A 24,755-nucleotide genomic window follows, 5' to 3' on the forward strand; every position below is an offset into this window, starting at 1 on the left:
AAATGGATCCCATATACAAAAAATTAATATTTAATCCATCCAATTAACGCTATATTACGTGGGCGATTTTCGTCCGCAGTTGGCACTTCTAAAGATGAGTCGAGCTCATAAGCATCCCATCCTTCGGTTGGGCCATTTCCGCGATTGAAATCGGTATCTTCGGTAGTTAATTCTCCATCAATCCCCCATATTCTATCTTTTATGAATCTGACACTGCCGTCAGTGTGTTTTTTATTTTTGACTCCACCATTCCATTTTCCAGTTATTTTTCTTATCGCATCACCTTGCTTACTACCAATTTCCCGATTGTCTCCGGCAAAACGAGGGAATTCATCACGTAAATCAGGAAGATTGAATGTTGTACTACCATCACCAGCACCGTAATTAGTGCCAATAACCTCGAAAAGTTCATAATATTTTTGTCTGGATACAGCAACGCCGTTAGCTTTAAGATAACGTCCTTTGGGTTCGCTTTTATGTGCAAGCATGATTATCGTACCAACAGGTACGCCGTTATCACTTATCGCATCCGTCACAGCCTTCTGACTCATCACTTCGGTTGTCGAATTACCGATTGTTTGTTTGACATTGGAACTGTTGAGCTTGGTATTAAGTCCTTGGGTTAATTCTGTTTTGGTGGCGTAATCACCTTTTGCCTGTTTCGTATTTAATGCATCGGTTACCGATTTTTGGCTCATCACTTTATCGGTGGCATTGCCCAATTGCTGCACGATATTGGCAGCCAGAATAGCATCTTTCAGTGATTGCCATTGGGTGGTATCGGTGACTGGATTTCCGGCGTTATTTTCTGTCTTTGAAATGTAAATGTTGCCATCAGACAGACACACCGCCCCTTTGTTGTAAATCTGCTTTTCAGCATATTCAGCAATGCCGTTCTGGTAGAGGTGGGTCACAAGGGAGCTAATCGTAAATCCCACGGCATTAAAATCCTGCATCGTTGGTAATTCTGACACGGGCACAATGCCCCAGCCCCGCGCAAAATCGGCATTGAGATTTTTCTCAAGATTATCGGTGATTTCTTTTGAACCAAACGCGGTTCGCTCTTCCGTTTTGCTGCTGCCCGCAAACGGTTGAATATCAATGTTGGGTCTGTCAATTTTCAAGGTTATCTCCTTTTTTGAAGAAAAGTTTTTGGGCGAAGGAGCCAATTCTTGCTTCGGGGTTGGTGTCAAAACGGCTGTACCACGAAATGGCATTTTGGTGTTCGCTAAATCCAAACGTGCCTTTGGGTTCTTGCGTGACGTAGTTAATTTGCACGCCTTGCGGACGGGGTAATAAATCAAGCCGTAAGATGAATTCCAGCCACTCTCGGTCAGCTCTTGGCGTAATAACGATGGTGAGGCTCATATTCTGGTGGTCAATCAAATAGCCTTCGCCTTCCATCGCAAAATTGACGGCCTGTTGCAGTGACGACAGGCTCACGTCACCCGTTTGGGTGGCGGTAGCAAGGGCAGTGTTTTTGATGATTTTGAGTTTAATCAGACTACGATATTGCTTGTCAGGTAATTTCAGTGGCAAAAAAATCCTGTGCAAATCGGGAGCGAAAGCCCCCTTGTTTTTTTCCACTCTTTTGACCAAACGGCAACGCTTTGGCGTGATTTTCAAAGCCAAAAAAGCCTTTGCGCTCACCGCTTGGCTGGAAGCGACTGACACCTACCCAACTGCCGATGATGTCCAACGGGTCACCTTGCGCCTTTTCGAGATTGAAGGCTTCCCGAAAGGCATCAACGGTATCAAAGCAATCCGCGAACAGATTAAAAAGGGCGGAAATCTCCGCCCTTGCCTTGGGTTTGGTGTAATACTGCTTGATCAGCAGTTTTTGATATTCTTCTTCGAGACTCACGTGATCACCTCATTCACCGCGATGTTGTCACTGACGATGGTGAATTTCTCATCAACATCGGCGTTTAAAATGGCACTCGTCCACGTGTTGCCATCTTTTGCGATTTGTAGGTCAGAGACATAATAAGAACGCGCAATGCGGTTCAAAATGCAGTAAAGCGCAGTCACCTTGATATTTTCGCCAATGCGATAAAGGGATTTGACTAGTTCGTCTTTGATCTCCTGTATCGGCACAGGCTCGTTGGCTTTTTCACGCGTGGCAGTCAGTTTAATCTTGATTTCGGTGATTTTAGGGCGGTCAAATCGGTATTCATGCACCACCTCAAAAAACGTGCCGTCGGATCTCACTATCTTGTCAATGTATTTGCCTTTGATTGTTCCTTTAAGGCCAGTCCCCCCTGTTTTGTTGCAAGCGAGGCAATCCACAATGGCCTGATTTTCACCTCCCTCAGCAATCACCCAAATCGAATGAGGCGGAATATTCAGTGTGTCACTCTCGTTCGTGGTGTTTTCGTACACCACGGCATCGGTCACACCTTTGACCAGATTCAACCGGGCAGCGATGCCGCCTATCGTGCTTTGACTGGCATTTTCAAAGGTTTTTAACCGTCTGCGTCGCAAATCGCTGTCGCTTTCGTTTTCCTTGCGTAACAGCCCGTTGATTCTGGCTAAATAATCAAGGTGGAGCCCTTCGGCCTGTTCGGGCTTCAAGTTCTGATAGAGCTTTTTCACCAACACCAAACATTCGTGGGTAATCCGGCTATAAATCGCAACGCGCTGCCCGTCCGGCGTATCTTGTGAAAGATTGATATCACTGCCGTAAATTGTTTTAAATTCAGCAATCAAGGTTTCAATCAGTTCGGGCAGCGTTGCGATGGTGATACCGTTTTCATCTAACTTGATATTCACTGGCTGACCTCCTGATTAAGGTTGCGTGTTCGGTTAAAAACATCGGTGTAATCCATCGCAATGTGTGCGGTGAAGTCGGCAACCTTAATATTGAGCTTATCGACGCGAACAACACCCTCCGTCCCTAATGCCACCTTGTAGATTTCACGGCGCAAGGTTTCACCCGTACCACGACTGCCGAGTAGTTGTAGCCAGTCCAAGCCAAATTCAACATCTAGCCACCAATCGGATTTGAAACACTGCAAACGGGATTTGATATTCTGGTGAATTGCCTCGCTGTCAATCAGGTAATCATCAAGCGAATGACCAAATCGCCAATCGTTGTGTTCGGTTAACTTTGCTGTTTTCACGAAAATCACCTTCGGGTTATTTTGGTTTTCCGGTGCTGTCATTACCTGTTTCTACGCCTCCGTGCGTATGGTTGCCAACATCGATATTGCCCACTGTTAACGATTGCTGGGCTGCGATTTGTTGGGCGGTGATAGTGCCTTTCACATCAAGGTTACCGTCAATGGTGACATTGAGCTTCACGTGGATATTGTGGGTAAAAAGATGGTCACCTGCGGTTGTCGCCACCTTCGGTATGGCAAATGCCCCGTTACGATTGCAAAGTCCCAAAAGCGCGACACAATCGCTATAATCATGCAAGCGATTTTCTGCCCCGCGCACGTTGTCGTTGCCTATCCACCAATTATCAATGCAACTATCAAAGGTGAGTAAAATGCAGTAATCGCCCACAGCGACCGGATAGGCGGTGTAGCTGCCACCCCCTTGTGACCAAGAAACAGGCACATCGGGAAAAACCGGAAATTCGATCGCGTGAATTTCATCGTTAATCACCACGTTTTTTTTAGTGACTGGCTGGCAATCCACTGTGGTTTCATTCACCTTAACCACTTTGGCAATCAAGGCACAGCCCATCTCAGATTTGATGTGATTGGCAATGGTTTTCATCAGTTCGATATTCACACCTTACTCTCCTTAACCACCACGTAGTTTTTTTCCTGCTGGCATTGGCACGTCATCGCCCACTCACCTGTGTCACTTTCCCCTGCGTAGTCAATCGCGCAAATGCGATAAACGCCGTTAAGATGTGGTGAAATTTTGCTATCTATCGCCACCTGATAGCCAATGGATACATTCGGATTCAGGACGCTTTTAAAGGTCAATACGTTTTTATCGTCAAGCGTCGGCGTTTCCATCAATCCAGTACTCACACTGATTAATTCCGCTTTCCCGTTTTGCACCTCGTTTCGTCTCAGAATATGCAGCTGTCCGTTGTCGATGTAGAGCTGCTCTTTCTCATCTTTGAGCTTGCGTAATTCATCAAACGAAAACCCCGTCATGATTTTGGGGCGACTTAATGGCGATTGCGCGGTCACTTTGCCTTTTTTCACGCCTGTCATGGTACTCAAAGCAGCATCGACCGCCTCAGACTTTGCGGTCACGGCTTTACTGATGGTTGCCGTACGAAAAGCAAACCCACCATCGGCAATTTCCAGCGTGGTGACTATCTCAGTGCCTTGCTTTGATAGCGTGACTTTGGTGACAGAGCCAGAAAACAGGAGCTTCAATCCCGTGGTCAGATAACCTACTGAAAGTTGAGCGGCAATATGCTGCTTGCGGTATTGGAAATCCGCCAGCGAATGCCGACGCGACGGCGACAGGTTAAACAGCGAAATTTGCCCGATATTGGGGCGGTCACGGGTTAAATCCTTCGAAAACGAAAAGGCGATTTTAAACGGAGGGATAATCTTTATTGCTTTTTTATCCTCACCAATCAACAACTCAAAATCACGAAAAAACGGCGTTTGACGATTCAATAGACGGCCTCCTTCTCTTCTTCACCAACCAGCAGATAGAGCGTCACCCTGCCACTGGCAAAATCATCCAGCAAGGAAGGCTCAATATCCGGATTGTCACGGGCGACAGCCACAATCGTAAACGGCAACCGGCTATCGTGTAGCAGCGGTACGTTAAGCGAAACCGCCACCCCGTTAATGGTGATATTCCGATAGGTAATATCCATATTCCACGCTGAAATACTCGGATGAAACGTTAATGTCAGTTCAATATCGTCAATATCGGTTAACAGCGTGTGCGTCTGAATCGGATCGCTTGATAGGTTTTCGATTTTGTACATGTTAATTCCAACTAAAAAAACGCTTAAAAAAGGCTTTGGCGCCTTCTTTAACATCGTAAGTTACGGAGGTTGGTGTTTGGCTCCCGTTGTTTTTCGCCCCACTCATTTGTGCTGCCCCTGTTTTGCTCATCCCTGCGGCGGATTTGTTGGCAACAGGGGTGATATTCACCTGCTCAAAGGTGACAAAGCGCACTTGCTTCAGGGTTAAGGTGAACAGCAAAAAGCTGTCCTCATTGCTTTGTGAGGTGGCGAAACTTTCCAGTGCCATGTTATCGAGCACCTGATAGCCCATATCGACGCTGATCAATTCCCGATTTTCAAAAATGCCCGTGAACGTATCGACAAACTGTTGCGCAATGCCGTTACCCGATTTACTGCCCGTGACCGTGTGGTAAATTCCTTGCGCCGTGTTTTCGACTTGCGCTTTCAAATCCAGGATCTGCTGCGCTTTGCTGTTCATGTCATTGATTTTTTGTCTGACCGCCTGTGTCCGATTGCCTACATAGCTATCAATAAAACCAATTTGCCGATTGAAAGACTCAAAGACGGTATTTTCACTCCGCAAACTTAAAAACGAATCGGAAATCACCCCGCCTATCGAAATTTGCACAGGGCTAAGGTTAATGTGATCGGCAATCACAACGCCCGTTTCCAGTGGAATATCGCTGACGGTAGCACTACGTTGCGTGGTTTTATCCGTCCAGACATAGGCAGTAAATCCCGCGATGCCGATTTTTTGCGTGGGCGTATTGGAGATGTGATTGGAAATGACTTGAGAGAAAACTCAAAATGCGCCTCCTCGTACCAGCTGGTCTTGGCTCAGCATAGGGATATTATTGTGAACATCCCTGCCAATCGGTTGACCGATTGCCCTGTTGCTACCTGCCACATTCACATTGATGTTGTTGGTCTGTGAGGCCGAATTGCTGATCACTTTCTGGCTGTTTGTTGATATGTGATTGATCGTTTGACTGGCTTGTTGCAGCCTGTCATTGGCGAATTCCACGTTTTGGTGGCTTTGTCGAGTTCTTTATCGGAATCGCTAAAATACTTTTGATGGCATTCCACGTACTGCTAAATATTTTCTTCACACCATCCGCCACTTTTTTAAATTTGTCGCTGATGATGTTACCGATATCCCCAAAATTGCCGGAAAAAAGCGCTTTAACGATTTCAAGCGGTGCGGTGAATATCGTTTCCAGAATCTCGCCCACCGATTGTAAACTAGCGGTCATCTCCTCAGTAGTCTCAGTAGTACCGCTAGTGAAAATCCCTTTAATCCAATCCCACGCAGCGACAAACGGCGCTTTAATATCTTCCCACATCTGGGTGAAAATTGCGTGACCGCGTCACAGGCGTCGTCAAAGGTTTTTTAAACCACGTGGTGACTTCGGTAAATTTCTCAATAAACCAGTTATCCAGTGGGGTGAATATCGCAATCAAATCATCAAAAAACTGCACAAATGCCTGTTTTAGCATGGCAATCACCGTGTCCCAATCATCACTGAAAAACGCCGTCAGGAAATTGGATAAATCGGTAAAGTCTTTGATGATTTTATCCCACATGGCAGAAAAATAACCGATGACCGTAGCAATCATTTTTCGCACATCATCGGGAAATATTCCCCAACCTTCCAAGAATTCGCCAATCACGCTTTTTCCGCCGTTCAACCAGACGTATAGGTCTTCAAGGGCGGCGATAATGCCGATAATCAGCACCGTAACGCCAAAGAAAACAGGATTAGCAAGAATCGCGGCGCCAATCGCCTTTATCCCTGCCGTGATAAGCGGAAATACTTTCACCAGCGCCAACGCTGCCGGAACCAGCAGCCAAAAGCCGTCAGTGGTTTTGTTGAGAAAAGTGATTAATTTGGCAAATGCCCCCACGACGCGGGCGATAAAACCAATCACAGGCTGCAACCCTTTCAACACAAAATTGAAAATCGGCGCAAGCGTGGCAAACACTTTTTCTGAAATCTGTTGCAGTTGCAGTAAGACACTGGCGAACGTGCGCCGAAAAATTTCAGACTGCTCTAAATCGTCTTGGGTTAATGCACGACCTTCCGCGACTTTTTTCTCAAGTGCTGCCCACTCTTGACGGGTTTTGCCGATGGCATCAACCATCTCATAGGAAAGCCCAACCTGCTCGGCAAGCGCCGTTCTGGCGCCTTTATCCTGTATGTTATTTATGGCGGTGCCCGTTTCACGCAACAAGACGTTGGCATCCCTGATGTTGCCGTTACTGTCTTTAAAGGCAACGCCTAGCTTTTTAAACACTTGACTTGCGGTATCACCGTCACTATTAATCGCACGTTGAAATTCTTTTACCCCATCGGATAATTCGTCAAAGCTCACGCCAACTTCCTGTGCGCCTTCTCTTAACACCTGAAAACTTTTTGCGTCAATGCCTGTTTGTCGAACCGCTTTGTTAAAGCTATTAATTTGCTCACCCGCGCTCATAATCGCCGTCAGGGTAAACGCCCCCGTGATAATGCCTTTAAATTCGCTGAGCTTTTCGCCCAATTTGCCGAGTTTACTTTTGGTTTTCTTGGCCTTTTTGCCGAGGTCATCAACAGAATCACTGGCTTTATGCACGTCTTTTGCGGTGTTGGCACTCTCGTTTCCAAGATGGTCAACTTTTGCGGTCACCGTGGTGAATTTCCCCGTCACTCCGCCTAATTGCCGGGATAATTCGTTAAGCGCAGAGATTAACGTATCAATCACGCCCGCATTGGCATTCACTCCAATATCCAGACTTAACTTTTCTTCACTCATCCGTCACCTCTTTTGCTTCGCTTCGTCGTGCTGTTTCCACTCAATCGCCCCCGTGATAAAGGCGTGCTCGGCAGTTTTCAGATAGAAGAACATGTCATCATCGCGCAACGCCAGAAGCTCACCCACGGAGCCGTAACCCGCCTTCACCAGTGAAAAAAGCAGTTTGTCGTGTTCACTCAGTGAGGATTTTCTAACGTACTGTCGCCAGCTATTGGGATAACGCGGGGTAAAGGTCAGCTCGCCGTTAATGCCGATAAAAAAGGGGCGGCGTAGAGGTGTAACACCGTTAACGTTAAGGGAATGAAAAGCTCAGGTTTCTCATCAAAAAAGGTTGGCAATTTGCTAATACTCATGCCGTCGTGGGTGATTTGGTTGAAAAGCTGTCTCAGATTGCCATCACTATGGCTTGAAAGTGTCGCGGCAATGCGTTTTGATTGCCCCAAGTCTTCGACAATTTCCAATGCTTTCAACCGCAAATGATGATTGAAATTACCAATCTGAAATTCGTTACCTTGCACCTTAAAGGTTTTGTTTTTGGTGATATCGACAATATCATCCTGTGATAGCCCGGTCAGGCTACCTAATCCTTGTTCTGTCATGATTTTTTCCTGTTAAATTGAGCGGTTGAAATCCCGAAATTGCAGCTTGTAGGTCATCTCTGCGTTGTGATCAGTATTAGCAAAAGTGAATTGTGGCTGGTCTGTGATACTGCCGCCTGTAAACGTGAAGGTTTCGGTTTTGGCTTTGCCGTCGAGCTTGTACAACGTGCTGACTGAGGCATTGAGCAACGTCACTTCACCACTGCCTTGTAGCGAGGATAACCAGACATCATCGGCACTGCCCCTTAAAATATGAAACTCAAGCTCGGAAACTTTGGCATCGGTTCGTTTTGCCACACTGACCGAACCACCGGAGCCGTTAAAACGGCTAGTATCGGGATTGGGGAAAGTGATTTGCACCGTAGTACCTGCGATAAAATCACTTAAGATTCGACCGCCTAGAATGACGGTGGTTGCATCCACATCATAGGAAATTTGCGCCATGTTTCGCCCCTAGTAATTGAAATTAATGATGATGTCTGCCCGATGAAATGCCCCCGCATTTTTCACCGCCTGTTGAATAGTGGGCGATTTGCGGTTTATGCGGTCAACCTGTGATTGTTCGGCTAACAGATTGGCATAGGTGAAATACCCTTTACTCTCAATTGACCGCTTAAATTGCTCTTCATCGCCGAAGGTATCCGGTGATGTCCATTTTCCGGCAGCAAATACGCTGGCTCTCACAAATCGCGCTGCCACCTGATTGATGCAATCAACCAGCAAATCCACCCCTTTTTCCGTTTGCGGTATTTTGGTAGCAGTCGCTTTCATTAAATTAAAGGTATCAACCTGTACTTGATTGACATACGCTTTCAGGTTGTAGACATTATCGACAAATTCATTGGCATTTGAGCACATCACTACCGGACGGTCTTTAATCAGCGTGTAAATATCGATACCCACGGATGACGCACTGTCTACCTCGGTTTGGCTATAGCTTTCTGGCTCACACGCAAGCTCCTTTAAGTGAATCGTCATGGCACTATTTTCAGCGCTGAAATCGACCACATGCACCCTTGCCATATAGGAAACCGCCAAGGCTTTTTGATTGCGCCTTGAAAAAAGCAGCCGAAAATATTCTTGTCCTTTCTTGCTCACTTGCCATGCCAAGCCTTTTGTCGTGAGATTGTCAGGATGTGAAACGACTTGATAGCCCAATATCTTGTTGGCTTGACTGTAGCTTGCCAGCTTTAAAATTTGGTCATTGGTCAGCTCATCAATAAAACAATACCCACAACCCGAAGACGCGGCTACCACATCGGTAATTGCCTCATCCGGTGATTGGGCGGTCAAAGTTTGAGGCGGTGTCGCTTTGGTTAACACGGCACTGTCACCCAGCCCTAGCAGATTCCCAATGAACGTACCTGTTCCCCCCTCGCTGGCGTTGGCTAATCCTTTTCCTGACACCACCAAACGCTTGTCAAGGTATGCAAAGGTGGATTTTCCGTTGGTAGGCACATTGCTGTCGTTGGGTTGATTTTCAGCAGACGGATAACCGGCTGGCAATGAGCCATTGAGAACATTAATCACATCAGAGAACGTGACCGCGTCACCAAAATTCAGGTTTTCAAGTGTCAATTCGCCAATTTTCATACTGCCGTCGTCAATTTGACGCAGCGTTTTAAGTAACGCGTTGCTGTCAATCTCTGAGCCTGTCAGCGTATCAAATTCCACCGCGGGCAGCGTTAAATCAGTTTTGCGCCAATGTCCGATAATCAGACTACCACCTGAGCCTATCGGATTGGGGGATGTGCCAAAAAAGGCAGTTGCCATCTGATAGGTTTTCGAGGTAATGCCAAAATCGGCTTTCACGCCGGCGATATTTTTGTAGGTGGCATAAATCGTTTTACCGTCAAAAATCGTGCCCGTTTCAGATGTCATCATGATGACGTGGTTGATGTTGTCGTAATTGGCGCCTCGCTGCTCTTTGAGTAGCTGCACATTGACAACATTTTCAATATCGATGCCAAGATTATTGTTCATACTGTGAACCTTTTTCGTTGGAAAGTTGGAAAGTAAGATGATTGATTGAGGGTGTTGAGACGTTGATATAATCCGCGACAGAGGCGTTAATCGAAAACATCACGCGCTCTCGATACTGGCTACCTGTCGCAAAGTGCAAATCACGCACACCCGTTGGCGCAGATAAGCTAATGGTGTGTTTCCACTGTTGCTCAAAGCCTTTTTGCGTTCTAAGTAACCGCAAGAGAATTTGCGCCCGTTGCAAGGCTTGCTTGCCCCAAACATTCACGTCAAAAAGGATTTTCTCGTGCTGGCTGTATTCCATCACTTCAACGTTTCGGCGGTATGTTTCGCTAAAGCCTTTGACTTCACTGTTGCCAGATTGCTCAATACTGATAACAGGCGCATTAAAATCTTGATTCGCCAGATTTTCACGTCCGATAAATATGGTGTTTTCAGCAACCTCTAGCGTATCTCGAATCACTATTGCCAGTCGTTGGATCGGTGTCTGGTAGTTTTTGTGGTGTAAATTGGTGTTATTTGACATTCCGCCCTCTTAATGCGTTAAGATTAAGGAAATAGCGCAATTCCTAAAGCCAAATTTGGAGGTAAAGATGGCAACAATAACGATGAACACCCATAAAGCGATAAAAGCCTTACAAGAATCAGGAATTGATGAAAAACAAGCTGAGAAAATCGTAGAGGTTATTGCTGAATTTCAAAATGTAGGTACGGTTACGAAGGAAGATCTAAGTGTAGCTACAGAAAGCATTAAGTCAGATATGGCAAGCATTAAAACAGATTTAGATTGGATTAAAAAACTTATTCTCGCTGTTGGTATTGCTGTCGTCATTGCTGCGTTGAAATATATTTTCATTGGGTGAGCCTTCCTACCATCTCACTATCTTTCACTTCCTCAAAGACATAGCGTACATAGCCATAGTCGCTATAGTCTTTGCGGTTAATCGATTTGAATATTTTTCCTTTGTACTCCAAGTAAACACCGAGCAAATCGGCATACTTCGGTTGCACATGCACCGTGAAATACTCAATGACCAATCGAGACTATCTTTGTTAATGGCTTCATCCGGCAAACTGCTGATTACGCCTTCAATCGATTTCGTGTCACCGCAAAGTCCGGCTTAAAATCTTTCGTAGTAATCACTTCTGTGATGAAAGTTAACGGTTGCGAAAATCGGCGGAGGGTTCTTGCCATATTGGGTAGTCTCATTTTTTCACCACCTGATAAGTTATCGATTTTTTCAATGCGCCCGTGTCTTGCAATAGCCTTGCTTCAATGACACCTTTCTTTTTCAACTGCGCTTTGGTGCTTTCAGCATGCAAAGGCCACGCCCCAAAACCCTGCGTATCAAATGCCTCAATTGACCACCCAACAGATAATTCACCGATATAAGCCAGAAATGTTTTGCGCTAATTTCACCTGAAATAAATAAGCGGTATTTTTCTTTTACCACCTTTTCAATAATTGCTTTTGGTGATCACGAATCGGTACGCGCAAAAATGAGCGAGGCGGGATTTTCTCCGTGCCAAATTCGTGGATCGTTGCCACTTCCACCACGCTAATATCGGAATCTTTGTACGGTCTGGTATTTTCCAATACGCCCACTTCCACTTTCAGTTTGTTAAGTTCCTCAAATTGTTTTTTGGCTTTTCAAGCAATTTTGATTTCAGCATCACCAGTTCATCCCGATTGCCAAGGCGTAATTGTTTATGCGACTTTCCAGCACCAAATATTGCTCACCAAATGCGGAGGTTTTAAACCAATCATTCTCGGTTCCTGAAAAATTGGCGCTGAAACTGACATCGCCCACACCTTCACTACCAAACAGTGCATTCGGATCGGCTGAATGAGAATCCTTGGTTGGACTATTTTCATGGAAGCCCGCCAAAAAAAGCAGATGCGCGGTAAGGTACAGCAAGCCTTGCTCATACATCGCTCCCCACACTTTCTTGTCCATCCGGTTTTCTGCATCGGTTAAATAGAGCAACAATTTGTTGTCATCGGCGGTAAAGGTTTGTTCGCCAAAACGATCACGGAATTTCTTTATCATTTCTTGCATGAAGCCCCCCAAAAAAAAGCGGATAAAATCCGCTACATTATACTTCAAACGAAGGGGTTTGTTTTGTGCCGTCCGTTAACTCAATCGTCAACGTCACGACATTCCCTTGTTTGGCAGCGGTGATTTTTTTAATGCCAACCCCTGCATCACCTTTCGTGCCTTTTTCGCCCTTATCTCCCTTTTCACCCTTAAGTGTTCCGGCGTCCAGTGCTTCGTGAAGGGCAGATACCCCCGCTTCAATATTGTTGAGATTCTCCGCATTCAATGGGGTTTTGGTTGACGGTGAATTTTCCCAATTTGTTTTTGTGTAGCTCATCATTGACTCCAGGATTCAAATAAAAATGAGGGGCTTGCCCTCATGATGGTGATTGCGGAAAGTAATTATCAGACGGCAAGGTTGTTCCGATTGGGAAGCCGCCGTCTATGACTTTGGGGCGGTTTTGTAATCGGCATAAACGGCAGATAGTGGCTGTTTCCACATTGCCCCACCAAAGGCGGAACGATAGCCACACTCGTAAGTCAGTAAATCACGCTGGCGAACGGCTAACAACTCTGGCATATGCACTTTCATCTCCACATACTCTTCGTCGTAGGTGTAAATTGCCAAGCGGGTTTTGCCTTTGGTTATTTCTCTGGCATATCCTGCCGGAACTTTCACAAAGGTAATCGTAAAGCTGTCATTACCCGATGCCTTCCTCAACGCAGCCATGATCCTGTCCATCGCAGAAACAGGCAGTAAATCAGTCCCAACAATGGGGCTTTGGCTATCAAACTTCTGCATCGCCAGCATGAAATCTGCGGCATCCATCGCAATATGCGTTGGTTGCACCCGATAACCTGAATTTGCCCACGCTTGGTTGTAAGCATCCAGTACCAGTTTGATAAACTCATTGGCGGTCATATCTTTCAGCGATTTACCCGATGCTTCTTGCATCACCTGTATTTTACCGCCTGTTAACAAACCTTCTTGTCCTTTCACATGTTGATGTCCTAGGTAACCTGCATATTGCAGCGTTGACAGGGCATTGGCGTACAAATCATCCTGTTTTTTGCTTTGCAGATTAATATTGATTTTGTTGATTTTTTGAACTTTACATAACTCGCACGCGAATAGCCTAGCGTTGCAACAAACGCTTTCAGCGATTTTTTACCTCGCCGGATGCTGGTGAAGTCGATTTGCATTTGTTGACCTGGCTGTGTTTCAAAACGGACGACTACTTCGGGAACAATGCTTGGTTTAAATTGACAAACAAATCGGCGTAATTGAGCAATACCACCTTGATAGCCGTTTTCAACTACCTTATCAAATAAGACTGTTGCAGGGATCCAATCAGGTTTAGCCAGTTCAATTCGCTGAAGCAAATAAGGTTTAAAGGGGGATAATTTAGTCGGTTGTTGACTTCTTTTAGCATAAGTTGGCATTGTCTGTTGTTGTAAATGATGTTTTACGGTGTTACGGGATATACCCAACTCACTGGCAATTTTTCGAAGGCTTTGTCCTTGTGCAAAGCGAACATGAATATCCACAAATATCTCCTTGGTTAACATAAATTATCCGTACAAAAATGTGCGAATAATACCAAGTGGATCAGTTTTAGATGATCGTTAGTGGATCAGTTTTGCATGATCGGTGACAATGGCAACTACTCTCTGTCGAAAAGATGCTCGCCTGCAGCACCTGCGCTATGGGCGTTCGCCGTTATTGCTGTTCTTCACCTGAATGCTCTCATTCACGCTTCTTTTGTCAAACCTGTAAATCCAAAGCCTGCAGTGCGTGTGGCCTCAAAGGCACCGAACAGTGGATTGCCCAGCAGCGCCATATTTTGCCGGATTGCGAATGGCAACATATTACCCTCACTATGCCTCACCTACTTTGGCCTTTTTTTAACAATAACTGGTACTTGCTCAACCAACTCTTTCGCTGTGCAACCCGCGCCATACTCAAACACGCCAAGCGCCAAGGCCTCGAAATTGGCATTTTTTGTGCGCTGCATACTTACGGTCGCCAACTCAATCAACATCCGCATATTCATTTATCCGTCACGCGTGGGGGACTCACTCAATATGACACCTGGAAACCGATTTTCTTTAAAAAGAAAGACGTTGAAAAGGTCTGGCGCAGTGCGGTCATTCGACTCCTTAGGGATAACTATTTTCAGTTACAACCCAATAAATTGCCTGGCTTCGGGCACATTCGCAATTATCAGACCTGGTGCCGTTACCTTAATGCCCAGTTTCAACGTTATTGGAAAGTACATTTTGCCAAAAAGACACGCGGGGCCTGGCATAATGTGAAATATCTGGGCCGTTATCTTAAACGTCCCCCTATCTCCGCTTCTCAATTGAAACACTACAGCGGCGGCACCGTGGTTCATCATTACTATGACCACCACAGCCAACAATACAGACGACAGACCTTATCCCAAGAAGAAATGATACGGCGTTATGTCAGTCATATCCCTGCGCGACATTTTAAGATGATCCGTTATTACGGTTTTTTAGCCAATCGCAAACGCGGGTGCTTATTACCGAAGGTGTATGAGGCGTTAGACATGATATCTCCTAATGTGCCTGAAAAACCTGGGTTTGGGGCCCTTATCAAAGGTTTTTTAAATACTGACCCGTACCAATGTATTTTATGTGGAAACCGATTGCGGTTTATGAGTGCGGAAAAAGGAATACACGCCGTCACTTTACTGTCAGAAAGGCGGGATAAAATGGTCAAAAAACGATGGTTACAAACCGCAGCCTAGGAGCAGTGTGCCTATTATTAGGCTTTTAGATGATAATTTAACCGAATTACTGTTCTCATGGTTAATCAACGAGAAAACTGTCAGAATTTAATAGAAATATTGAGTTCAAAACACCTCCATTAATGCCTTACTGTATTGATTGAGATTCCTAACCATCAAGTTGCTCATTTCAGAATCAGTTAAACCCGTAAATTTCATCACCGATTGCGTATCCATCCCTGTCATTAGCGTTTGTTTTGCAATCTCAACGATAAATATCTTTTCTGTGACCAATATCTATTATTAGAATAATTAATTCTTTATCTTGAATATTTACCACAATTCGATAATTCCCGACCCGATAACGCCATAAACCTTTTTTTTCTCCATTTAAAGATTTTCCATAAATTCTTGGGTTTTTGGTGTTAATTAGGTTTTTATTTATCCAAGATAAAATAAATAATTGGTCTGATTTACTGATTCCTTTTAAAGTTTTTACAATATTTTTATGATATTTAACTGTGTACATCATCAAGACCTAAATCAGAGATTAGCTCATCATGATTAATAACATCATCATCAGTCATTTCTTTCATAATTTTATTTGCGCGCTGATAAAGCTTGATATCAATTTCATTTTCAATACGTTCAAGCGCTGACTGTCTTAACAGATTTGAAACAGAAATACCGTTAAAATCTGCAAAATCTTTCAGCAATTCTTTATCTTGTTTGGATATTCTAATGGTTAAATTTTCCATTTACTCACCTATAATGCAAGTGCATTGCAAATACATTATAGGTTAGTGATAACATTTAAGTCAATGACTGGGACTAAATCGGTATTGTTTTCTCTTTTCAAGTACCACGCCCATCTCTTTAGCTTTCCTCTCGGCCTCAAAAAATCCGTGGACGATTTCACCGTCTGGAAATCGCCAAGCGTCGCCTGTGCCGTTGGCCAGCCTTGCGATCCACACTTCGCTATCTTTTTTGGCTGGAATTAACCGCTTTTTGCTAACTTTAATTTTCTCTCTGAGTTGTATTTTTTCGTCCTCAGACAACTCGGCGGACAATACTGTACAATACTCAACGATTTCAGCAAGGTTTTTTTCGTCGGTGGCATCGTCGAGGGCAATTAATGCGGCTTCCAGTTTTGGATGGGTTGCTGGTTGTGTTTCTGTTGGTGCTTCTATCACCGTTTCTGCTTTTTGACGCTGTTTTTCGTTTCGTTCGCGCAGAACATCCCTCAGTGATAGCCGTTTAAACGAAGCAGGAGCCATTCTAAGCGGTTTTTCTGTTGAATTTACATCCTTCGTATACCTCAAGCATCAAAAATAGCTCAGAAGCGCAAGGAAGCCGTCTAGCGAGGCGATGAATCACTGTCTTGAGTGCCATTCTATCAAACCACTTCACCCACGGACTTGAGTCGTATTTTGCGCTTTGTACCGTATCCCGTATTTTTTCCACGTCAGCACGACTCATCACTTCGACAACGAGTTCACCACTATTAAGTTTGGCGAAGGCATAGACTTTCACTATCTCATCACCGTCAACAAACGACGGACGATGCGTTAAATGCTCGCCATTTTCGTCAATCACATATTCAAACTCGTCTTGAGCATAAACCACTTTTGCAATGATATTAGCTACCTGACCGGATTGACGGGCACGTTTGATAACACCGTCCACCATCGGCATATAGACGGCTTTTTGTTTGCGAACGTAGCACGCTACGCGTGAGCGGCGCAGCGGTGCTGCTTCGGGGATGTTAATGAGTTGAGTACTGTTTTATACTCTGCAGTAGGTTAATTTTTTTCAGGGATTCATCTCGATGGCTCGCAATAAATCTCCCAGAAAGCGTAAACCGGTTAAATCAGGCAGGCTGCCCGTCACTTCACGTGCCACAACGCCTGTTTATCTGAAACGTTTTATGATCTCTCTCCCACCCGAAAATGATGATGACAGACCGCCTGAATTTTTTTATGACACCCTAAAAGAAGCCATACGCCACTGCGTCCGACTCGGCCCCCAATTTTTTCTCGACACGCAGTATTACCCGCCGCTAGTCACGATTATCAGGAGTTTTGAACAACGCCAAGACCAAGCCGATGACGCTGGATACGACTACACTGAGGGGGGAATAACTGAAAGTCTGCCTGCCGATGAATTCATCACCTATACGGAGCTGGGAATAATCCCTGTTTCCTTTGAACCCTGGGATAAACACACCGATAACTGGGCTGACGAATCTGACAATTTCTGTTTCTTTGGCAAGATGCCCATAAGGTAATTGAGTCAGATGTATATCCCTCGTCCTGCTAAACTACTTTTCACCATTGATGACGGTTGGAATAAATTCCTCGAAAAATACGGCGATAGCGTTAGTTCGTGGACGAGTTTATCTGTGGAGCGCATGCTTGCCTGCGGCACTTGTGCCATGGGTGTCCGGCGCTATTGTTGCGCTTCGTCTGATTGTTCTCACAGCCGTTTTTTCTGCCAAAGCTGTAAGTCAAAAGCCTGCAGTTCATGTGGCTTTAAAGCCACCGAGCAGTGGTTAGCACAGCAGGTTCATATTTTACCCGACTGCGACTGGCAACACATTACTTTCACCATGCCACATCTCCTTTGGCCTTTTTTTAACAATAACTGGCCGCTACTTAATGCTCTGTTTCGGGCAGCCACTCGAGCTATGCTGCAGTTGGCTCGCAAACAGGGTATCGAAATTGGTATTTTCTGTGCCTTGCATACTTATGGCCGGCAACTCAATCAACATCCGCATGTTCATGTTTCCGTCACTCGAGGGGGTTTGGATAGTAAACATAGTGTATGGCGAAAGCTGTTTTTCAAAAAAAAGGATGTCGAAGAAATCTGGCGAGGGGCTGTTATCCGACTACTGCGTCACAGTTATGATTTAATTAACCCTGGCCTTCTTCCCGGTCTTGGCCATATCCGTGACAAAAAACATTGGCGGCGTTACTTGAGGGCGCAGTACGGACGTTATTGGAAAGTGCACTTTGCTAAAAAAACGAAAGGGGCATGGCATAGTGTTAAGTACCTCGGTCGCTACCTTAAACGCCCACCGGTATCTGCGTCAAAACTGCGGCATTACCGAGGGGTGCCGTTGTTCATCACTACCATGACCACCGAACTGGCCAGCATCGGCAGCAGACTCTGCCGCAGGAAGAGATGATTAGACGCTATATAAGCCATATTCCGGCCAGGCATTTTAAAATGGTGCGTTACTCTGGTTTTTTGTCGAATCGTAAACGAGGAAAACTATTGCCGAAAGTGTATAAGGCACTTGAGATGACGGCACGTAAAAAACCGGAGAACCCAGGTTTTTTCTGTGCTGATGAAAGGATTTCTGCGTACCGATCCGTACAAATGTATTCTGTGTGGCGACAGGCTGCTTTTCACCGGGGCGCAAATGGGTAAAAAAGCAACGGAATTGTTGTCAGAAAGACTGCATAACCTGGAGAAAAAGCGATGGTTACGCAGCTAAACGCAGGATCAATGTGTCTAAAATAAGGAAATCAGGTTAGAAATTACACTCTCTGAGGAAATGTTAACTGGCACTAAACACAATAAATCGATCCCCATCTCCTTTTTGCAATAAGGGATGGCTTTTGCTACTCACTTTAAAAGCGATTCAATTTCCTAACCATGAACAACTAGCACTGCCTCTCTGCCGTCCGGCATCAGTCCGTCTTTGGAGCAGCGAGTTAAAGCCAGTACAAGTGATTGTTTATCGGCTTTTTGCAACTCCGCGTTCTCTATCAGTGCAGTCGCTGCGGTTCGGGTAAACTGCTCAGGCGTGACCTGAGCGGGTAACAGGGCGGCGATTCCCTGTTGCATGATGACAGATTGCAGATTGGTATAAACGTTGGTCATGGTTTCCAGTTCGGTATTCATGCCACACCTCCTTCCAACATCAACGCTTCTCTGCGTTTTCTATCCGCCTGTTTTGACCAGAAAGGACGGGATATTTTAACTATCGGATAAGTTTCAATGACGCTTTCTAGCATATCAATCACACGGTTGACTTCGTATACGCCCTGTTCGCTATCTTCGTCGTCTGGCTCACAAAGTATCACCGGAAAACGCCCGCAAACTGTTTTTTTTCCAATCGCGCAGAAAGTGAAAGTCATCGCTTGACCAAAAACCCAATAGGCAACCAGACGGTAAAATTCCGCCTGTATGTGATAGCTATACTTGTTAACGGAATTACCAAAATCAAAAACATCTTCTGTTGTTTTCACATCCAACAAGGAGGGTTTGTCGGAATATATGCCGAAAAAATCAGGGCGGATTTTCAAGAGTGTTCCCTTTTCCGTACGATAGAAAATTGAAACCTCTGGTTCGCCGTTTTCTAGTAGCTCGTCAACCATTGGGTAAGCCAGTGCAGAATCTCGCATCATTTCAACTTGCTCAAAGTCGTCTTTTTTGAGCACGATTTGATTTTTGGCCACGGATTGCGCCTCAAAATCCGCCAAGGTTTGTTTGCCATCTTTGGTTCGCAAATCAACATCTGGCGCACAAAGGTACTGTTCACGGAAGCGCTCCGGCTCAAGAATAGCGGCATGTACAGCCGTACCAATCAAAAACGCACCGTTTTTAGTCTCTTTGTAGGGAGCGTCCTTGTTTGAATCTACGACAGCTATTGTTTTTGCTTTCTGAATCTCTCGTATTTGCGTACTGGAATAGCCGTTTGCCGCATGATAGGTGCTATTTGCGAGGTGGCGAACAATCAGACTTTCTGTGGGTTTTAACGCATCAACACAGCCGTTTAACATCTCAAGCTCGATACCCTCGCCGCTCATGATTTTTCCGTTAACGGGTGGGAAAGCAGAGAAAATGGAGTTGTCTTCGATATTTTTGATGACCGAGTTAATTAACTCTTTTTCTTCTGTATAATTATTAACCAACTCATCAAGTGCGACATTCGTCACGCTTTTTTCGACTTCTCCCAAGTTTTCCACAGGTATAACTACAGATTCAGTGGATAACTCTGTTGATTGTGTGAATAACCTCTCTTTTTGTACGCCATCTACAAGATTAATCGCTATTTCTTTAACTTCATTAAGGGAAATAATCTTGTCTGCTTCCTGTATTTTCACAGACAACAATTCACGCAGTTCGGTATATTGCTCAAAAAGCTCTGGCTCTTCCGCTGGATTGGCGAGCAATTCATCTGCATCTCGAATTTCCCCTTCGTCGTACTCTTCCTGAATCCCAAATATCGTCAGCAAAGCGCAAAACTGGTCTATTTCCTGCTCTTCGGTAATATCCGTCTGCTTTTCCGTATTAGCGAGGCATTCCTCAACGCTGATTTCTTCCAATCGCGGCGATTTGTAAAAACAGCAATTTGCGCCGTCAGTTTCAAAGATATGTTGAGAAGCCAATTTCTTGGCGGCAATTTTCGTCTCAGATGCAAGATAGATATGCGATGTTGTTTTGCCGTTCTTGTGGTCAACGGTTGTGATAATGGTTGCTTTGAAGTATTTCATTATTTCGCCCCCTCAATGCGGTTATTCGCCTGTTGTTCCAATCTCCGCAAAATGCTGCCTCTGGCTTTGGGTAATGACTGTTCTCGCTGGTTATCAGAGCAGTGGCAGCAAGCACTCGAACACGCTTTCATCATCGAAGGATGGTAAAAAAGCGCCTTGAATTGTTTACGGTTAATTTTTTCAACAAACTCGATACACGCTTCTTCAGGAAAAACACAGGGGCGGTTATCCAGTCTTGCACGCCAGAAAAAACTCACGAGATTTAAGGAAAGTTTGCCACAATGACAACAGGTGAAACGCACATCAGGGCGTCCCTGACTAGTTCGACGAAATCCGTTGAGGGTGTAGGTATATTTCATGCTACACCTCCAACAGACTGAACGGCTTTACCACACGAACGAGGAAGCAAATTCACCGGAATATAGCGCTAAAAGCCTTTCGATTTGCAAAATGCCCTTAGCTGACAAGCTGAATGCACGTCAGCTTTCTCATAAATAATATTTAAATGATGCCCTACCGTTCTCGTTCCGATATCTAGCCGTCTCGCAATTTCCTTAAGACTTAATCGCTGAAACGCTAAAAACAGAACATCCCTCTCTCTATCAGTGAACAGCTTGTTAGGTTTTTCTGTAGTGACCGCATAAGGCTGCATGCCATCGACATACTCCATCGGCGACAAAAACAGGAATTCGTGAGCGTGAAAGAAAGTGCCTAGGTAGCCATTTTCACTACAAAAAAGCGGTAAAAAATGAAAGTGCCAAACAGTGGGCGATTTCTTGAAATTAGCGGGCAAATTGCACATCAAAGAAAACGGCAATTTTTCAGCGTGAACTTTCTCTATCAACGTTTTCAATTCGGCAGAGAAAATCATTGAGTGAAGCAAATCTGACATTGTGAGATTCATTTGAAATTCGCCTTCACTATCAACAAACCCACAGGGAACACCGCTACTCAAAAAGAATTTAATCATTTCAGATTTCATACTGCACCTCCGATACTACGAAGATAATCACGCTGACGATTGGTAAGGTGTTTTGATGTGAGAGCAAAGCTCAAATGCTGCTCGATTGATATGCCGCACGCTTTCATTATGCGTGCAATATGCGTACTATTTCGCATAGTCTGATTCCTACTTTAGCTAGGTTTTGGATTAGCTGGCTGTTCGGGTTGCCTCCCGTTCAGTCAGCGCGAAAATTATTCTTGGTTAATTTTTACTTTATCTAATATACCATTTCTGCTGTAAACTGATGTCCACTCAATCGACTGAACTCTTGTCCAATCAACTTTCACAGCATATTTTTTATTTACTCTAAATTCACCTCTGCTAATTCGTTCTATTAAACCAGCAGAAATCAAAAAATTAATATTATTATTGAAAGTTTGTAACTTAAGATTGTTTGCTTTCAAAAAAGCAGCTTTAGTTTTTGAACCGTAAGCAACAACGTTTTCATAGTTCATATTTAATAACATAAAGTTAAAAATTTTATACTGAGTGGCGTTTATCCCTTTAACACGACAGAGATCACGTATATAAACCTTAACAAATTCAGGTTCTGTTAAAATCTCTCCAGTTATATGATCTATATACGTTGAAGCCATTAAACTCTCCATTAAATACCGATTTATAAGTATCATAGTAATAAAATAGCAATATATAAATACTTTTTTTTAAGTATCTAAGATACTTTTAAATCTTTAAAATACTGCCTAACGGTAACTAAAATACTTCTCAACGGTAATATAGATACTCAACACAATGATTTTAAATACCGCCTAGCGGTATTAATATTAGCTTTAAGCCTTGAAAACACTAAACCCACCATTCTTATCTTAAATCTTTCCATAAATAGTTTCAGACGACTCAATAGCAACCTACTAATCTCCGCTTCAACGTCTCTTGCGGTGAGCAGACTGAGTTACGGAAAAACACGATTTTCTTTTAAAAAAACCAAAAAATCTTTTCAAGAATTAACGCCCACCGCTCGCCACAGCCAAGTGACCGAGCAACGCGAGCGAACGGGCGAGGAAGCGGAAGATAACCGGAAGTTACAGAAATCACGGTCACTCGAAATTGACAGAAGAAGTGACCAAAAAGCGGTAGAAAATGAAATTGCCAAATGGTGGGTGCTTTCTTGAAATTAGCGGGCAAATTGCACATCAAAGAAAACGGCAATTTTTCAGCGTGAACTTTCTCTATCAACGTTTTCAATTCGGCAGAGAAAATCATTGAGTGAAGCAAATCTGACATTGTGAGATTCATTTGAAATTCACCTTCACTATCAACAAACCCACAGGGAACACCGCTACTCAAAAAGAATTTAATCATTTCAGATTTCATACTGCACCTCCGATACTACGAAGATAATCACGCTGACGATTGGTAAGGTGTTTTGATGTGAGAGCAAAGCTCAAAAGCTGCTCGATTGATATGTCACACGCTTTCATTATGCGTGCAATATGCGTACTATTTCGCATAGTCCACTCCTAGTCTATTTAGGGTTTGGATCAGGTGCTTGTTGTGGTGACAGCCACTACAAGTACCGCTAAAATTATAATCTGTTGTACATGAGTAATATATTTAGCCGTTTATTCTTATCTCCTTTAAAAATAACATTAGGATTTAGCATATAAACTCCATTTTGTTTCATCTTCAAAATATCCCCTTTTTGTAATATTTTTAGAGTTTCAGTAACTATGGGGAGAGAAACCTGACATTTAATAGATATATCTCTTTGTGTGGCAATTATCGTATTTTCAAAGTTCTTATTATCCAATAACCACGTCACTACTTTTATTTTTTTACTTCCCATACAATCTAATGCTTGTAAAATATGCCCAAGCCATATTTTTTCAAAGTTGAAATCGGTATCCTCCATATGAACAACATTCATATCGACTAATTCACCGGTGGATTGGTCAAGATATGTCTTTTTACCGATAATTTTTGATTTGCGCTTGGTTGTTTTCATATTTTACTTTCTGTTTAATTATAATTTATACAAATTAGCAAATATTAGTATTTTGGTTAATATTTAAATTTACTATTTTGTACAAAAATTTTTTATACAAAAAATAAAGGATTTTTATACGTCTGTAAAAAAATCCTTATACACAAAAATCATAAAAAATAAAATAAAATCAAAGTCTTAAATAACATCCACTTAAATTTCACTCTATATCTATGATATAGGAACACCCAAACTACTCATTAGTAGCAAACTAACTTCCGCTTCCTCGTAGCCGCTGTTCGGTGCTCGCAAGCTGCGCTCCGCCTCAACGTCTCCTGCGGTGAGCGGACTGAGTTAAGGAAAAACCGATTTTCTTTTAAAAAAAAATCAAAAAATCTTTTCAAAATTTAACGCCCACCGCTCGCCGCAGCCAAGTGACCGAGCAACGCGAGCGAACGGGCGAGGAAGCGGAAGATAACCGGAAGTTACAGAAAGCACGGTCACTCGAAAATTACAGAGATTTCTCAATAGGTTTTGCCCACACTTACCCAATGAAGCACCTCGTTTTCACGCTTGGTTAATCTTCTGAATAATTTTAAATCGGAGTTCATGCCGCACCTCCGACTCTATTCAGAATTCGGGTACGCTGACGAAAGGTTAAATTGCGGGATTCACGAGCAAATAACTCGATTATTTGATTTTGCGCTTCAATTACGCGCACACGGAAGGTACTATTTTGCATAGTCCGACTCCTAGGATAGTTAGGTTGTTGGATTAGGTGCTTGTTGGGAGTTACGATCTCAGCAAGTACCGACTATTTTTAAATTAAGTTATTCCAAATTCGTAATATAGTTAAACGATTTCCTACTCCTCCATAATGAATTACGCTAGGGTTTAAAAGGTAGGTTCCTGATCTTTTCTGTTTTAAGTAACCATTATCTTTTAATGCTTTAAAAACTCTAGCAACTGTAGCAACGCCAACGGACTCTTCTTTAGCTATCTCTCTTTGAGTTCCATGTATTTCATTTTGATTATTCTTATTTTTTAAAATCCATCCCAAAACTTTCTCACTTCCGTTACCTGTACAACCAATCATTAAAGCTAATTCATTAAGGAAGACTTTGTTAAAGGAACCACCATCCTGAGTTTTAAGGATGTCTATACTCATACACTCACCTGTTGTCTTGTGCACTAAATGCCATTCTTCCAAATTCAATTCCTTAACATTCATGTTTAATA

General features: G+C 43.7%; 40 protein-coding genes and 2 pseudogenes. 4 read left to right on the plus strand and 38 right to left on the minus strand.

The genetic code is table 11. The features are described from left to right. Positions 1 to 23 precede the first annotated feature (23 nt). The 17 genes from ArsFIN_RS21750 to ArsFIN_RS21825 all read right to left on the minus strand — a co-directional run bounded on the left by ArsFIN_RS21750 (position 24) and on the right by ArsFIN_RS21825 (position 10,798). Positions 24 to 1,124: a phage tail protein gene (locus ArsFIN_RS21750; protein ID WP_135678572.1), complete on the minus strand. Its 1,101-nt coding sequence runs from the start codon at positions 1,122 to 1,124 to the stop codon at positions 24 to 26. Next, positions 1,114 to 1,539 (minus strand): DUF2612 domain-containing protein, encoded by a 426-nt coding sequence (locus ArsFIN_RS28415; protein WP_167876754.1) that lies wholly within the window; start codon positions 1,537 to 1,539, stop codon positions 1,114 to 1,116. The genes ArsFIN_RS21750 and ArsFIN_RS28415 overlap by 11 nt, the downstream gene beginning before the upstream one ends. Further along, complete coding sequence (locus tag ArsFIN_RS28420; RefSeq protein ID WP_135678656.1) at positions 1,520 to 1,864, minus strand: DUF2612 domain-containing protein; 345 nt, start codon at positions 1,862 to 1,864, stop codon at positions 1,520 to 1,522. The genes ArsFIN_RS28415 and ArsFIN_RS28420 overlap by 20 nt, the downstream gene beginning before the upstream one ends. Continuing rightward, entirely contained in the window at positions 1,861 to 2,772 is a 912-nt protein-coding gene (locus tag ArsFIN_RS21765; protein ID WP_135678568.1) for a hypothetical protein, read from the minus strand. Before ArsFIN_RS21765 ends, ArsFIN_RS28420 begins: the two co-directional genes overlap by 4 nt. Then, positions 2,769 to 3,164 carry a hypothetical protein gene (locus ArsFIN_RS21770; RefSeq protein WP_135678566.1) on the minus strand — a complete coding sequence of 132 codons (396 nt, stop codon included), beginning with the start codon at positions 3,162 to 3,164 and terminating at the stop codon, positions 2,769 to 2,771. Before ArsFIN_RS21770 ends, ArsFIN_RS21765 begins: the two co-directional genes overlap by 4 nt. After that, positions 3,139 to 3,741, minus strand: a complete 603-nt coding sequence (locus tag ArsFIN_RS21775; protein ID WP_135678564.1) for a Gp138 family membrane-puncturing spike protein — start codon at positions 3,739 to 3,741, stop codon at positions 3,139 to 3,141. Before ArsFIN_RS21775 ends, ArsFIN_RS21770 begins: the two co-directional genes overlap by 26 nt. Beyond that, complete coding sequence (locus ArsFIN_RS21780; protein ID WP_135678563.1) at positions 3,738 to 4,595, minus strand: baseplate hub protein; 858 nt, start codon at positions 4,593 to 4,595, stop codon at positions 3,738 to 3,740. The genes ArsFIN_RS21775 and ArsFIN_RS21780 overlap by 4 nt, the downstream gene beginning before the upstream one ends. Continuing rightward, positions 4,592 to 4,915 (minus strand): phage baseplate plug family protein, encoded by a 324-nt coding sequence (locus tag ArsFIN_RS21785; RefSeq protein WP_135678561.1) that lies wholly within the window; start codon positions 4,913 to 4,915, stop codon positions 4,592 to 4,594. The genes ArsFIN_RS21780 and ArsFIN_RS21785 overlap by 4 nt, the downstream gene beginning before the upstream one ends. Position 4,916: 1 nt before the next feature. Continuing rightward, the gene (locus tag ArsFIN_RS21790) at positions 4,917 to 5,684 is read right to left on the minus strand and encodes a phage baseplate protein (RefSeq protein WP_338023363.1); all 768 of its coding nucleotides are present in this window, start codon (positions 5,682 to 5,684) and stop codon (positions 4,917 to 4,919) included. Between the two features lie 15 nt (positions 5,685 to 5,699). Continuing rightward, the gene (locus ArsFIN_RS21795) at positions 5,700 to 5,921 is read right to left on the minus strand and encodes a hypothetical protein (RefSeq protein ID WP_135678661.1); all 222 of its coding nucleotides are present in this window, start codon (positions 5,919 to 5,921) and stop codon (positions 5,700 to 5,702) included. After that, complete coding sequence (locus ArsFIN_RS21800) at positions 5,905 to 6,240, minus strand: hypothetical protein (protein WP_135678663.1); 336 nt, start codon at positions 6,238 to 6,240, stop codon at positions 5,905 to 5,907. The genes ArsFIN_RS21795 and ArsFIN_RS21800 overlap by 17 nt, the downstream gene beginning before the upstream one ends. Further along, positions 6,224 to 7,690 (minus strand): phage tail tape measure protein, encoded by a 1,467-nt coding sequence (locus ArsFIN_RS21805; protein WP_135678665.1) that lies wholly within the window; start codon positions 7,688 to 7,690, stop codon positions 6,224 to 6,226. The genes ArsFIN_RS21800 and ArsFIN_RS21805 overlap by 17 nt, the downstream gene beginning before the upstream one ends. Before the next feature lie 3 nt (positions 7,691 to 7,693). After that, positions 7,694 to 7,837, minus strand: a complete 144-nt coding sequence (locus ArsFIN_RS26705) for a hypothetical protein (RefSeq protein WP_167876746.1) — start codon at positions 7,835 to 7,837, stop codon at positions 7,694 to 7,696. Between the two features lie 86 nt (positions 7,838 to 7,923). Then, complete coding sequence (locus tag ArsFIN_RS21810; protein WP_026824172.1) at positions 7,924 to 8,289, minus strand: hypothetical protein; 366 nt, start codon at positions 8,287 to 8,289, stop codon at positions 7,924 to 7,926. A 12-nt stretch (positions 8,290 to 8,301) separates the two neighbouring features. Then, positions 8,302 to 8,733 carry a hypothetical protein gene (locus tag ArsFIN_RS21815; RefSeq protein ID WP_135678555.1) on the minus strand — a complete coding sequence of 144 codons (432 nt, stop codon included), beginning with the start codon at positions 8,731 to 8,733 and terminating at the stop codon, positions 8,302 to 8,304. A gap of 9 nt (positions 8,734 to 8,742) precedes the next feature. Then, the gene (locus tag ArsFIN_RS21820; protein ID WP_135678667.1) at positions 8,743 to 10,272 is read right to left on the minus strand and encodes a DUF3383 family protein; all 1,530 of its coding nucleotides are present in this window, start codon (positions 10,270 to 10,272) and stop codon (positions 8,743 to 8,745) included. After that, complete coding sequence (locus ArsFIN_RS21825; RefSeq protein ID WP_135678669.1) at positions 10,262 to 10,798, minus strand: phage neck terminator protein; 537 nt, start codon at positions 10,796 to 10,798, stop codon at positions 10,262 to 10,264. The genes ArsFIN_RS21820 and ArsFIN_RS21825 overlap by 11 nt, the downstream gene beginning before the upstream one ends. A gap of 67 nt (positions 10,799 to 10,865) precedes the next feature. On the opposite strand from ArsFIN_RS21825, the gene ArsFIN_RS21830 reads away from it, so the two are divergent. Continuing rightward, on the plus strand, positions 10,866 to 11,135 hold the full coding sequence (locus ArsFIN_RS21830; RefSeq protein ID WP_135678545.1) for a CCDC90 family protein: 270 nt from the start codon (positions 10,866 to 10,868) through the stop codon (positions 11,133 to 11,135). A 218-nt stretch (positions 11,136 to 11,353) separates the two neighbouring features. Here the strand turns inward: ArsFIN_RS21830 and ArsFIN_RS28425 are convergent, their stop codons facing one another. The 6 genes from ArsFIN_RS28425 to ArsFIN_RS27855 form a co-directional block, all read right to left on the minus strand. Continuing rightward, positions 11,354 to 11,482, minus strand: a complete 129-nt coding sequence (locus ArsFIN_RS28425; protein WP_276489430.1) for a hypothetical protein — start codon at positions 11,480 to 11,482, stop codon at positions 11,354 to 11,356. Between the two features lie 237 nt (positions 11,483 to 11,719). Continuing rightward, positions 11,720 to 11,869 (minus strand): hypothetical protein, encoded by a 150-nt coding sequence (locus tag ArsFIN_RS26710; protein WP_167876755.1) that lies wholly within the window; start codon positions 11,867 to 11,869, stop codon positions 11,720 to 11,722. Positions 11,870 to 11,945: 76 nt separating this feature from the next. Then, on the minus strand, positions 11,946 to 12,332 hold the full coding sequence (locus tag ArsFIN_RS21835) for a DUF4054 domain-containing protein (protein WP_135678541.1): 387 nt from the start codon (positions 12,330 to 12,332) through the stop codon (positions 11,946 to 11,948). A 37-nt stretch (positions 12,333 to 12,369) separates the two neighbouring features. Further along, positions 12,370 to 12,648 (minus strand): hypothetical protein, encoded by a 279-nt coding sequence (locus ArsFIN_RS21840; RefSeq protein WP_167876744.1) that lies wholly within the window; start codon positions 12,646 to 12,648, stop codon positions 12,370 to 12,372. A gap of 105 nt (positions 12,649 to 12,753) precedes the next feature. After that, positions 12,754 to 13,368 carry a major capsid family protein gene (locus ArsFIN_RS21845; protein WP_246067521.1) on the minus strand — a complete coding sequence of 205 codons (615 nt, stop codon included), beginning with the start codon at positions 13,366 to 13,368 and terminating at the stop codon, positions 12,754 to 12,756. After that, complete coding sequence (locus ArsFIN_RS27855) at positions 13,323 to 13,880, minus strand: hypothetical protein (RefSeq protein WP_246067535.1); 558 nt, start codon at positions 13,878 to 13,880, stop codon at positions 13,323 to 13,325. The genes ArsFIN_RS21845 and ArsFIN_RS27855 overlap by 46 nt, the downstream gene beginning before the upstream one ends. A gap of 86 nt (positions 13,881 to 13,966) precedes the next feature. Between ArsFIN_RS27855 and ArsFIN_RS21855 the strand changes: the two are divergent. Next, positions 13,967 to 15,085: pseudogene (locus ArsFIN_RS21855) on the plus strand (IS91 family transposase); the annotation flags it as partial. 244 nt (positions 15,086 to 15,329) lie between these two features. On the opposite strand, the gene ArsFIN_RS21860 reads toward ArsFIN_RS21855, so the two are convergent. The 4 genes from ArsFIN_RS21860 to ArsFIN_RS21875 are packed head-to-tail and all read right to left on the minus strand — an operon-like array spanning position 15,330 to position 16,834. After that, complete coding sequence (locus ArsFIN_RS21860; RefSeq protein WP_211229687.1) at positions 15,330 to 15,593, minus strand: type II toxin-antitoxin system RelE family toxin; 264 nt, start codon at positions 15,591 to 15,593, stop codon at positions 15,330 to 15,332. Further along, on the minus strand, positions 15,580 to 15,822 hold the full coding sequence (gene relB / locus ArsFIN_RS21865) for a type II toxin-antitoxin system RelB family antitoxin (protein ID WP_026824132.1): 243 nt from the start codon (positions 15,820 to 15,822) through the stop codon (positions 15,580 to 15,582). Before relB ends, ArsFIN_RS21860 begins: the two co-directional genes overlap by 14 nt. 60 nt (positions 15,823 to 15,882) lie before the next feature. Continuing rightward, complete coding sequence (locus ArsFIN_RS21870) at positions 15,883 to 16,341, minus strand: hypothetical protein (protein WP_026824131.1); 459 nt, start codon at positions 16,339 to 16,341, stop codon at positions 15,883 to 15,885. Position 16,342: 1 nt separating this feature from the next. Next, positions 16,343 to 16,834: a recombinase RecT gene (locus ArsFIN_RS21875; RefSeq protein ID WP_338023364.1), complete on the minus strand. Its 492-nt coding sequence runs from the start codon at positions 16,832 to 16,834 to the stop codon at positions 16,343 to 16,345. A 58-nt stretch (positions 16,835 to 16,892) separates the two neighbouring features. On the opposite strand from ArsFIN_RS21875, the gene ArsFIN_RS21880 reads away from it, so the two are divergent. Both ArsFIN_RS21880 and ArsFIN_RS21885 read left to right on the plus strand, forming a co-directional pair. Further along, positions 16,893 to 17,351: a hypothetical protein gene (locus ArsFIN_RS21880; RefSeq protein ID WP_135678317.1), complete on the plus strand. Its 459-nt coding sequence runs from the start codon at positions 16,893 to 16,895 to the stop codon at positions 17,349 to 17,351. Positions 17,352 to 17,360: 9 nt separating this feature from the next. Then, positions 17,361 to 18,563: pseudogene (locus tag ArsFIN_RS21885) on the plus strand (IS91 family transposase). 155 nt (positions 18,564 to 18,718) lie between these two features. Here the strand turns inward: ArsFIN_RS21885 and ArsFIN_RS21890 are convergent. The 11 genes from ArsFIN_RS21890 to ArsFIN_RS21925 all read right to left on the minus strand — a co-directional run bounded on the left by ArsFIN_RS21890 (position 18,719) and on the right by ArsFIN_RS21925 (position 24,747). Then, complete coding sequence (locus ArsFIN_RS21890; protein ID WP_135678535.1) at positions 18,719 to 18,973, minus strand: recombinase RecT; 255 nt, start codon at positions 18,971 to 18,973, stop codon at positions 18,719 to 18,721. Then, positions 18,970 to 20,568 (minus strand): PD-(D/E)XK nuclease-like domain-containing protein, encoded by a 1,599-nt coding sequence (locus ArsFIN_RS21895; RefSeq protein WP_135678533.1) that lies wholly within the window; start codon positions 20,566 to 20,568, stop codon positions 18,970 to 18,972. The genes ArsFIN_RS21890 and ArsFIN_RS21895 overlap by 4 nt, the downstream gene beginning before the upstream one ends. Then, positions 20,568 to 20,927, minus strand: a complete 360-nt coding sequence (locus tag ArsFIN_RS21900; RefSeq protein ID WP_135678531.1) for a hypothetical protein — start codon at positions 20,925 to 20,927, stop codon at positions 20,568 to 20,570. Before ArsFIN_RS21900 ends, ArsFIN_RS21895 begins: the two co-directional genes overlap by 1 nt. Positions 20,928 to 20,995: 68 nt before the next feature. Next, positions 20,996 to 21,550, minus strand: a complete 555-nt coding sequence (locus tag ArsFIN_RS21905) for a helix-turn-helix transcriptional regulator (protein ID WP_135678529.1) — start codon at positions 21,548 to 21,550, stop codon at positions 20,996 to 20,998. Next, complete coding sequence (locus ArsFIN_RS26715) at positions 21,547 to 21,687, minus strand: hypothetical protein (RefSeq protein WP_167876743.1); 141 nt, start codon at positions 21,685 to 21,687, stop codon at positions 21,547 to 21,549. Before ArsFIN_RS26715 ends, ArsFIN_RS21905 begins: the two co-directional genes overlap by 4 nt. A gap of 75 nt (positions 21,688 to 21,762) precedes the next feature. After that, a complete protein-coding gene (locus ArsFIN_RS21910; protein ID WP_026824196.1) occupies positions 21,763 to 22,167 on the minus strand; it encodes a replication/maintenance protein RepL in 405 nt (134 codons plus the stop codon). Between the two features lie 340 nt (positions 22,168 to 22,507). Continuing rightward, positions 22,508 to 22,906, minus strand: coding sequence for a hypothetical protein (locus ArsFIN_RS21915; RefSeq protein WP_135678525.1), 399 nt, complete (start codon positions 22,904 to 22,906; stop codon positions 22,508 to 22,510). Next, positions 22,903 to 23,043, minus strand: a complete 141-nt coding sequence (locus tag ArsFIN_RS26720) for a hypothetical protein (protein WP_167876742.1) — start codon at positions 23,041 to 23,043, stop codon at positions 22,903 to 22,905. Before ArsFIN_RS26720 ends, ArsFIN_RS21915 begins: the two co-directional genes overlap by 4 nt. Positions 23,044 to 23,117: 74 nt before the next feature. Then, positions 23,118 to 23,537 (minus strand): replication/maintenance protein RepL, encoded by a 420-nt coding sequence (locus tag ArsFIN_RS21920; RefSeq protein ID WP_135678523.1) that lies wholly within the window; start codon positions 23,535 to 23,537, stop codon positions 23,118 to 23,120. Between the two features lie 586 nt (positions 23,538 to 24,123). Beyond that, a complete protein-coding gene (locus tag ArsFIN_RS28430) occupies positions 24,124 to 24,258 on the minus strand; it encodes a hypothetical protein (protein ID WP_276489435.1) in 135 nt (44 codons plus the stop codon). A 78-nt stretch (positions 24,259 to 24,336) separates the two neighbouring features. Further along, complete coding sequence (locus ArsFIN_RS21925) at positions 24,337 to 24,747, minus strand: replication/maintenance protein RepL (RefSeq protein WP_026824089.1); 411 nt, start codon at positions 24,745 to 24,747, stop codon at positions 24,337 to 24,339. Positions 24,748 to 24,755 lie beyond the last annotated feature (8 nt).

Source organism: Arsenophonus nasoniae (genome assembly GCF_004768525.1).
GTDB lineage: Bacteria > Pseudomonadota > Gammaproteobacteria > Enterobacterales > Enterobacteriaceae > Arsenophonus > Arsenophonus nasoniae.

What these genes read in the sequence shown, in the direction of transcription:
- ArsFIN_RS21890 (WP_135678535.1), bottom strand. Translation starts at nt 18,973, where the DNA reads ATGAATACCGAACTGGAAACCATGACCAACGTTTATACCAATCTGCAA.
- ArsFIN_RS21895 (WP_135678533.1), bottom strand. Translation starts at nt 20,568, where the DNA reads ATGAAATACTTCAAAGCAACCATTATCACAACCGTTGACCACAAGAAC.
- ArsFIN_RS28430 (WP_276489435.1), bottom strand. Translation starts at nt 24,258, where the DNA reads ATGCAAAATAGTACCTTCCGTGTGCGCGTAATTGAAGCGCAAAATCAA.
- ArsFIN_RS21810 (WP_026824172.1), bottom strand. Translation starts at nt 8,289, where the DNA reads ATGACAGAACAAGGATTAGGTAGCCTGACCGGGCTATCACAGGATGAT.
- ArsFIN_RS26720 (WP_167876742.1), bottom strand. Translation starts at nt 23,043, where the DNA reads ATGCGAAATAGTACGCATATTGCACGCATAATGAAAGCGTGTGACATA.
- ArsFIN_RS21880 (WP_135678317.1), top strand. Translation starts at nt 16,893, where the DNA reads ATGGCTCGCAATAAATCTCCCAGAAAGCGTAAACCGGTTAAATCAGGC.
- ArsFIN_RS21770 (WP_135678566.1), bottom strand. Translation starts at nt 3,164, where the DNA reads ATGACAGCACCGGAAAACCAAAATAACCCGAAGGTGATTTTCGTGAAA.
- ArsFIN_RS28425 (WP_276489430.1), bottom strand. Translation starts at nt 11,482, where the DNA reads ATGAGACTACCCAATATGGCAAGAACCCTCCGCCGATTTTCGCAACCG.
- ArsFIN_RS21825 (WP_135678669.1), bottom strand. Translation starts at nt 10,798, where the DNA reads ATGTCAAATAACACCAATTTACACCACAAAAACTACCAGACACCGATC.
- relB (WP_026824132.1), bottom strand. Translation starts at nt 15,822, where the DNA reads ATGGAAAATTTAACCATTAGAATATCCAAACAAGATAAAGAATTGCTG.
- ArsFIN_RS21870 (WP_026824131.1), bottom strand. Translation starts at nt 16,341, where the DNA reads ATGGCTCCTGCTTCGTTTAAACGGCTATCACTGAGGGATGTTCTGCGC.
- ArsFIN_RS21925 (WP_026824089.1), bottom strand. Translation starts at nt 24,747, where the DNA reads ATGAATGTTAAGGAATTGAATTTGGAAGAATGGCATTTAGTGCACAAG.
- ArsFIN_RS26715 (WP_167876743.1), bottom strand. Translation starts at nt 21,687, where the DNA reads ATGCGAAATAGTACGCATATTGCACGCATAATGAAAGCGTGCGGCATA.
- ArsFIN_RS21860 (WP_211229687.1), bottom strand. Translation starts at nt 15,593, where the DNA reads ATGTACACAGTTAAATATCATAAAAATATTGTAAAAACTTTAAAAGGA.
- ArsFIN_RS21835 (WP_135678541.1), bottom strand. Translation starts at nt 12,332, where the DNA reads ATGCAAGAAATGATAAAGAAATTCCGTGATCGTTTTGGCGAACAAACC.
- ArsFIN_RS21840 (WP_167876744.1), bottom strand. Translation starts at nt 12,648, where the DNA reads ATGAGCTACACAAAAACAAATTGGGAAAATTCACCGTCAACCAAAACC.
- ArsFIN_RS21815 (WP_135678555.1), bottom strand. Translation starts at nt 8,733, where the DNA reads ATGGCGCAAATTTCCTATGATGTGGATGCAACCACCGTCATTCTAGGC.
- ArsFIN_RS21820 (WP_135678667.1), bottom strand. Translation starts at nt 10,272, where the DNA reads ATGAACAATAATCTTGGCATCGATATTGAAAATGTTGTCAATGTGCAG.
- ArsFIN_RS21920 (WP_135678523.1), bottom strand. Translation starts at nt 23,537, where the DNA reads ATGAAAACAACCAAGCGCAAATCAAAAATTATCGGTAAAAAGACATAT.
- ArsFIN_RS21800 (WP_135678663.1), bottom strand. Translation starts at nt 6,240, where the DNA reads ATGTGGGAAGATATTAAAGCGCCGTTTGTCGCTGCGTGGGATTGGATT.
- ArsFIN_RS21805 (WP_135678665.1), bottom strand. Translation starts at nt 7,690, where the DNA reads ATGAGTGAAGAAAAGTTAAGTCTGGATATTGGAGTGAATGCCAATGCG.
- ArsFIN_RS27855 (WP_246067535.1), bottom strand. Translation starts at nt 13,880, where the DNA reads ATGTTAACCAAGGAGATATTTGTGGATATTCATGTTCGCTTTGCACAA.
- ArsFIN_RS21915 (WP_135678525.1), bottom strand. Translation starts at nt 22,906, where the DNA reads ATGAAATCTGAAATGATTAAATTCTTTTTGAGTAGCGGTGTTCCCTGT.
- ArsFIN_RS21830 (WP_135678545.1), top strand. Translation starts at nt 10,866, where the DNA reads ATGGCAACAATAACGATGAACACCCATAAAGCGATAAAAGCCTTACAA.
- ArsFIN_RS21785 (WP_135678561.1), bottom strand. Translation starts at nt 4,915, where the DNA reads ATGTACAAAATCGAAAACCTATCAAGCGATCCGATTCAGACGCACACG.
- ArsFIN_RS21905 (WP_135678529.1), bottom strand. Translation starts at nt 21,550, where the DNA reads ATGAAATCTGAAATGATTAAATTCTTTTTGAGTAGCGGTGTTCCCTGT.
- ArsFIN_RS21900 (WP_135678531.1), bottom strand. Translation starts at nt 20,927, where the DNA reads ATGAAATATACCTACACCCTCAACGGATTTCGTCGAACTAGTCAGGGA.
- ArsFIN_RS21910 (WP_026824196.1), bottom strand. Translation starts at nt 22,167, where the DNA reads ATGGCTTCAACGTATATAGATCATATAACTGGAGAGATTTTAACAGAA.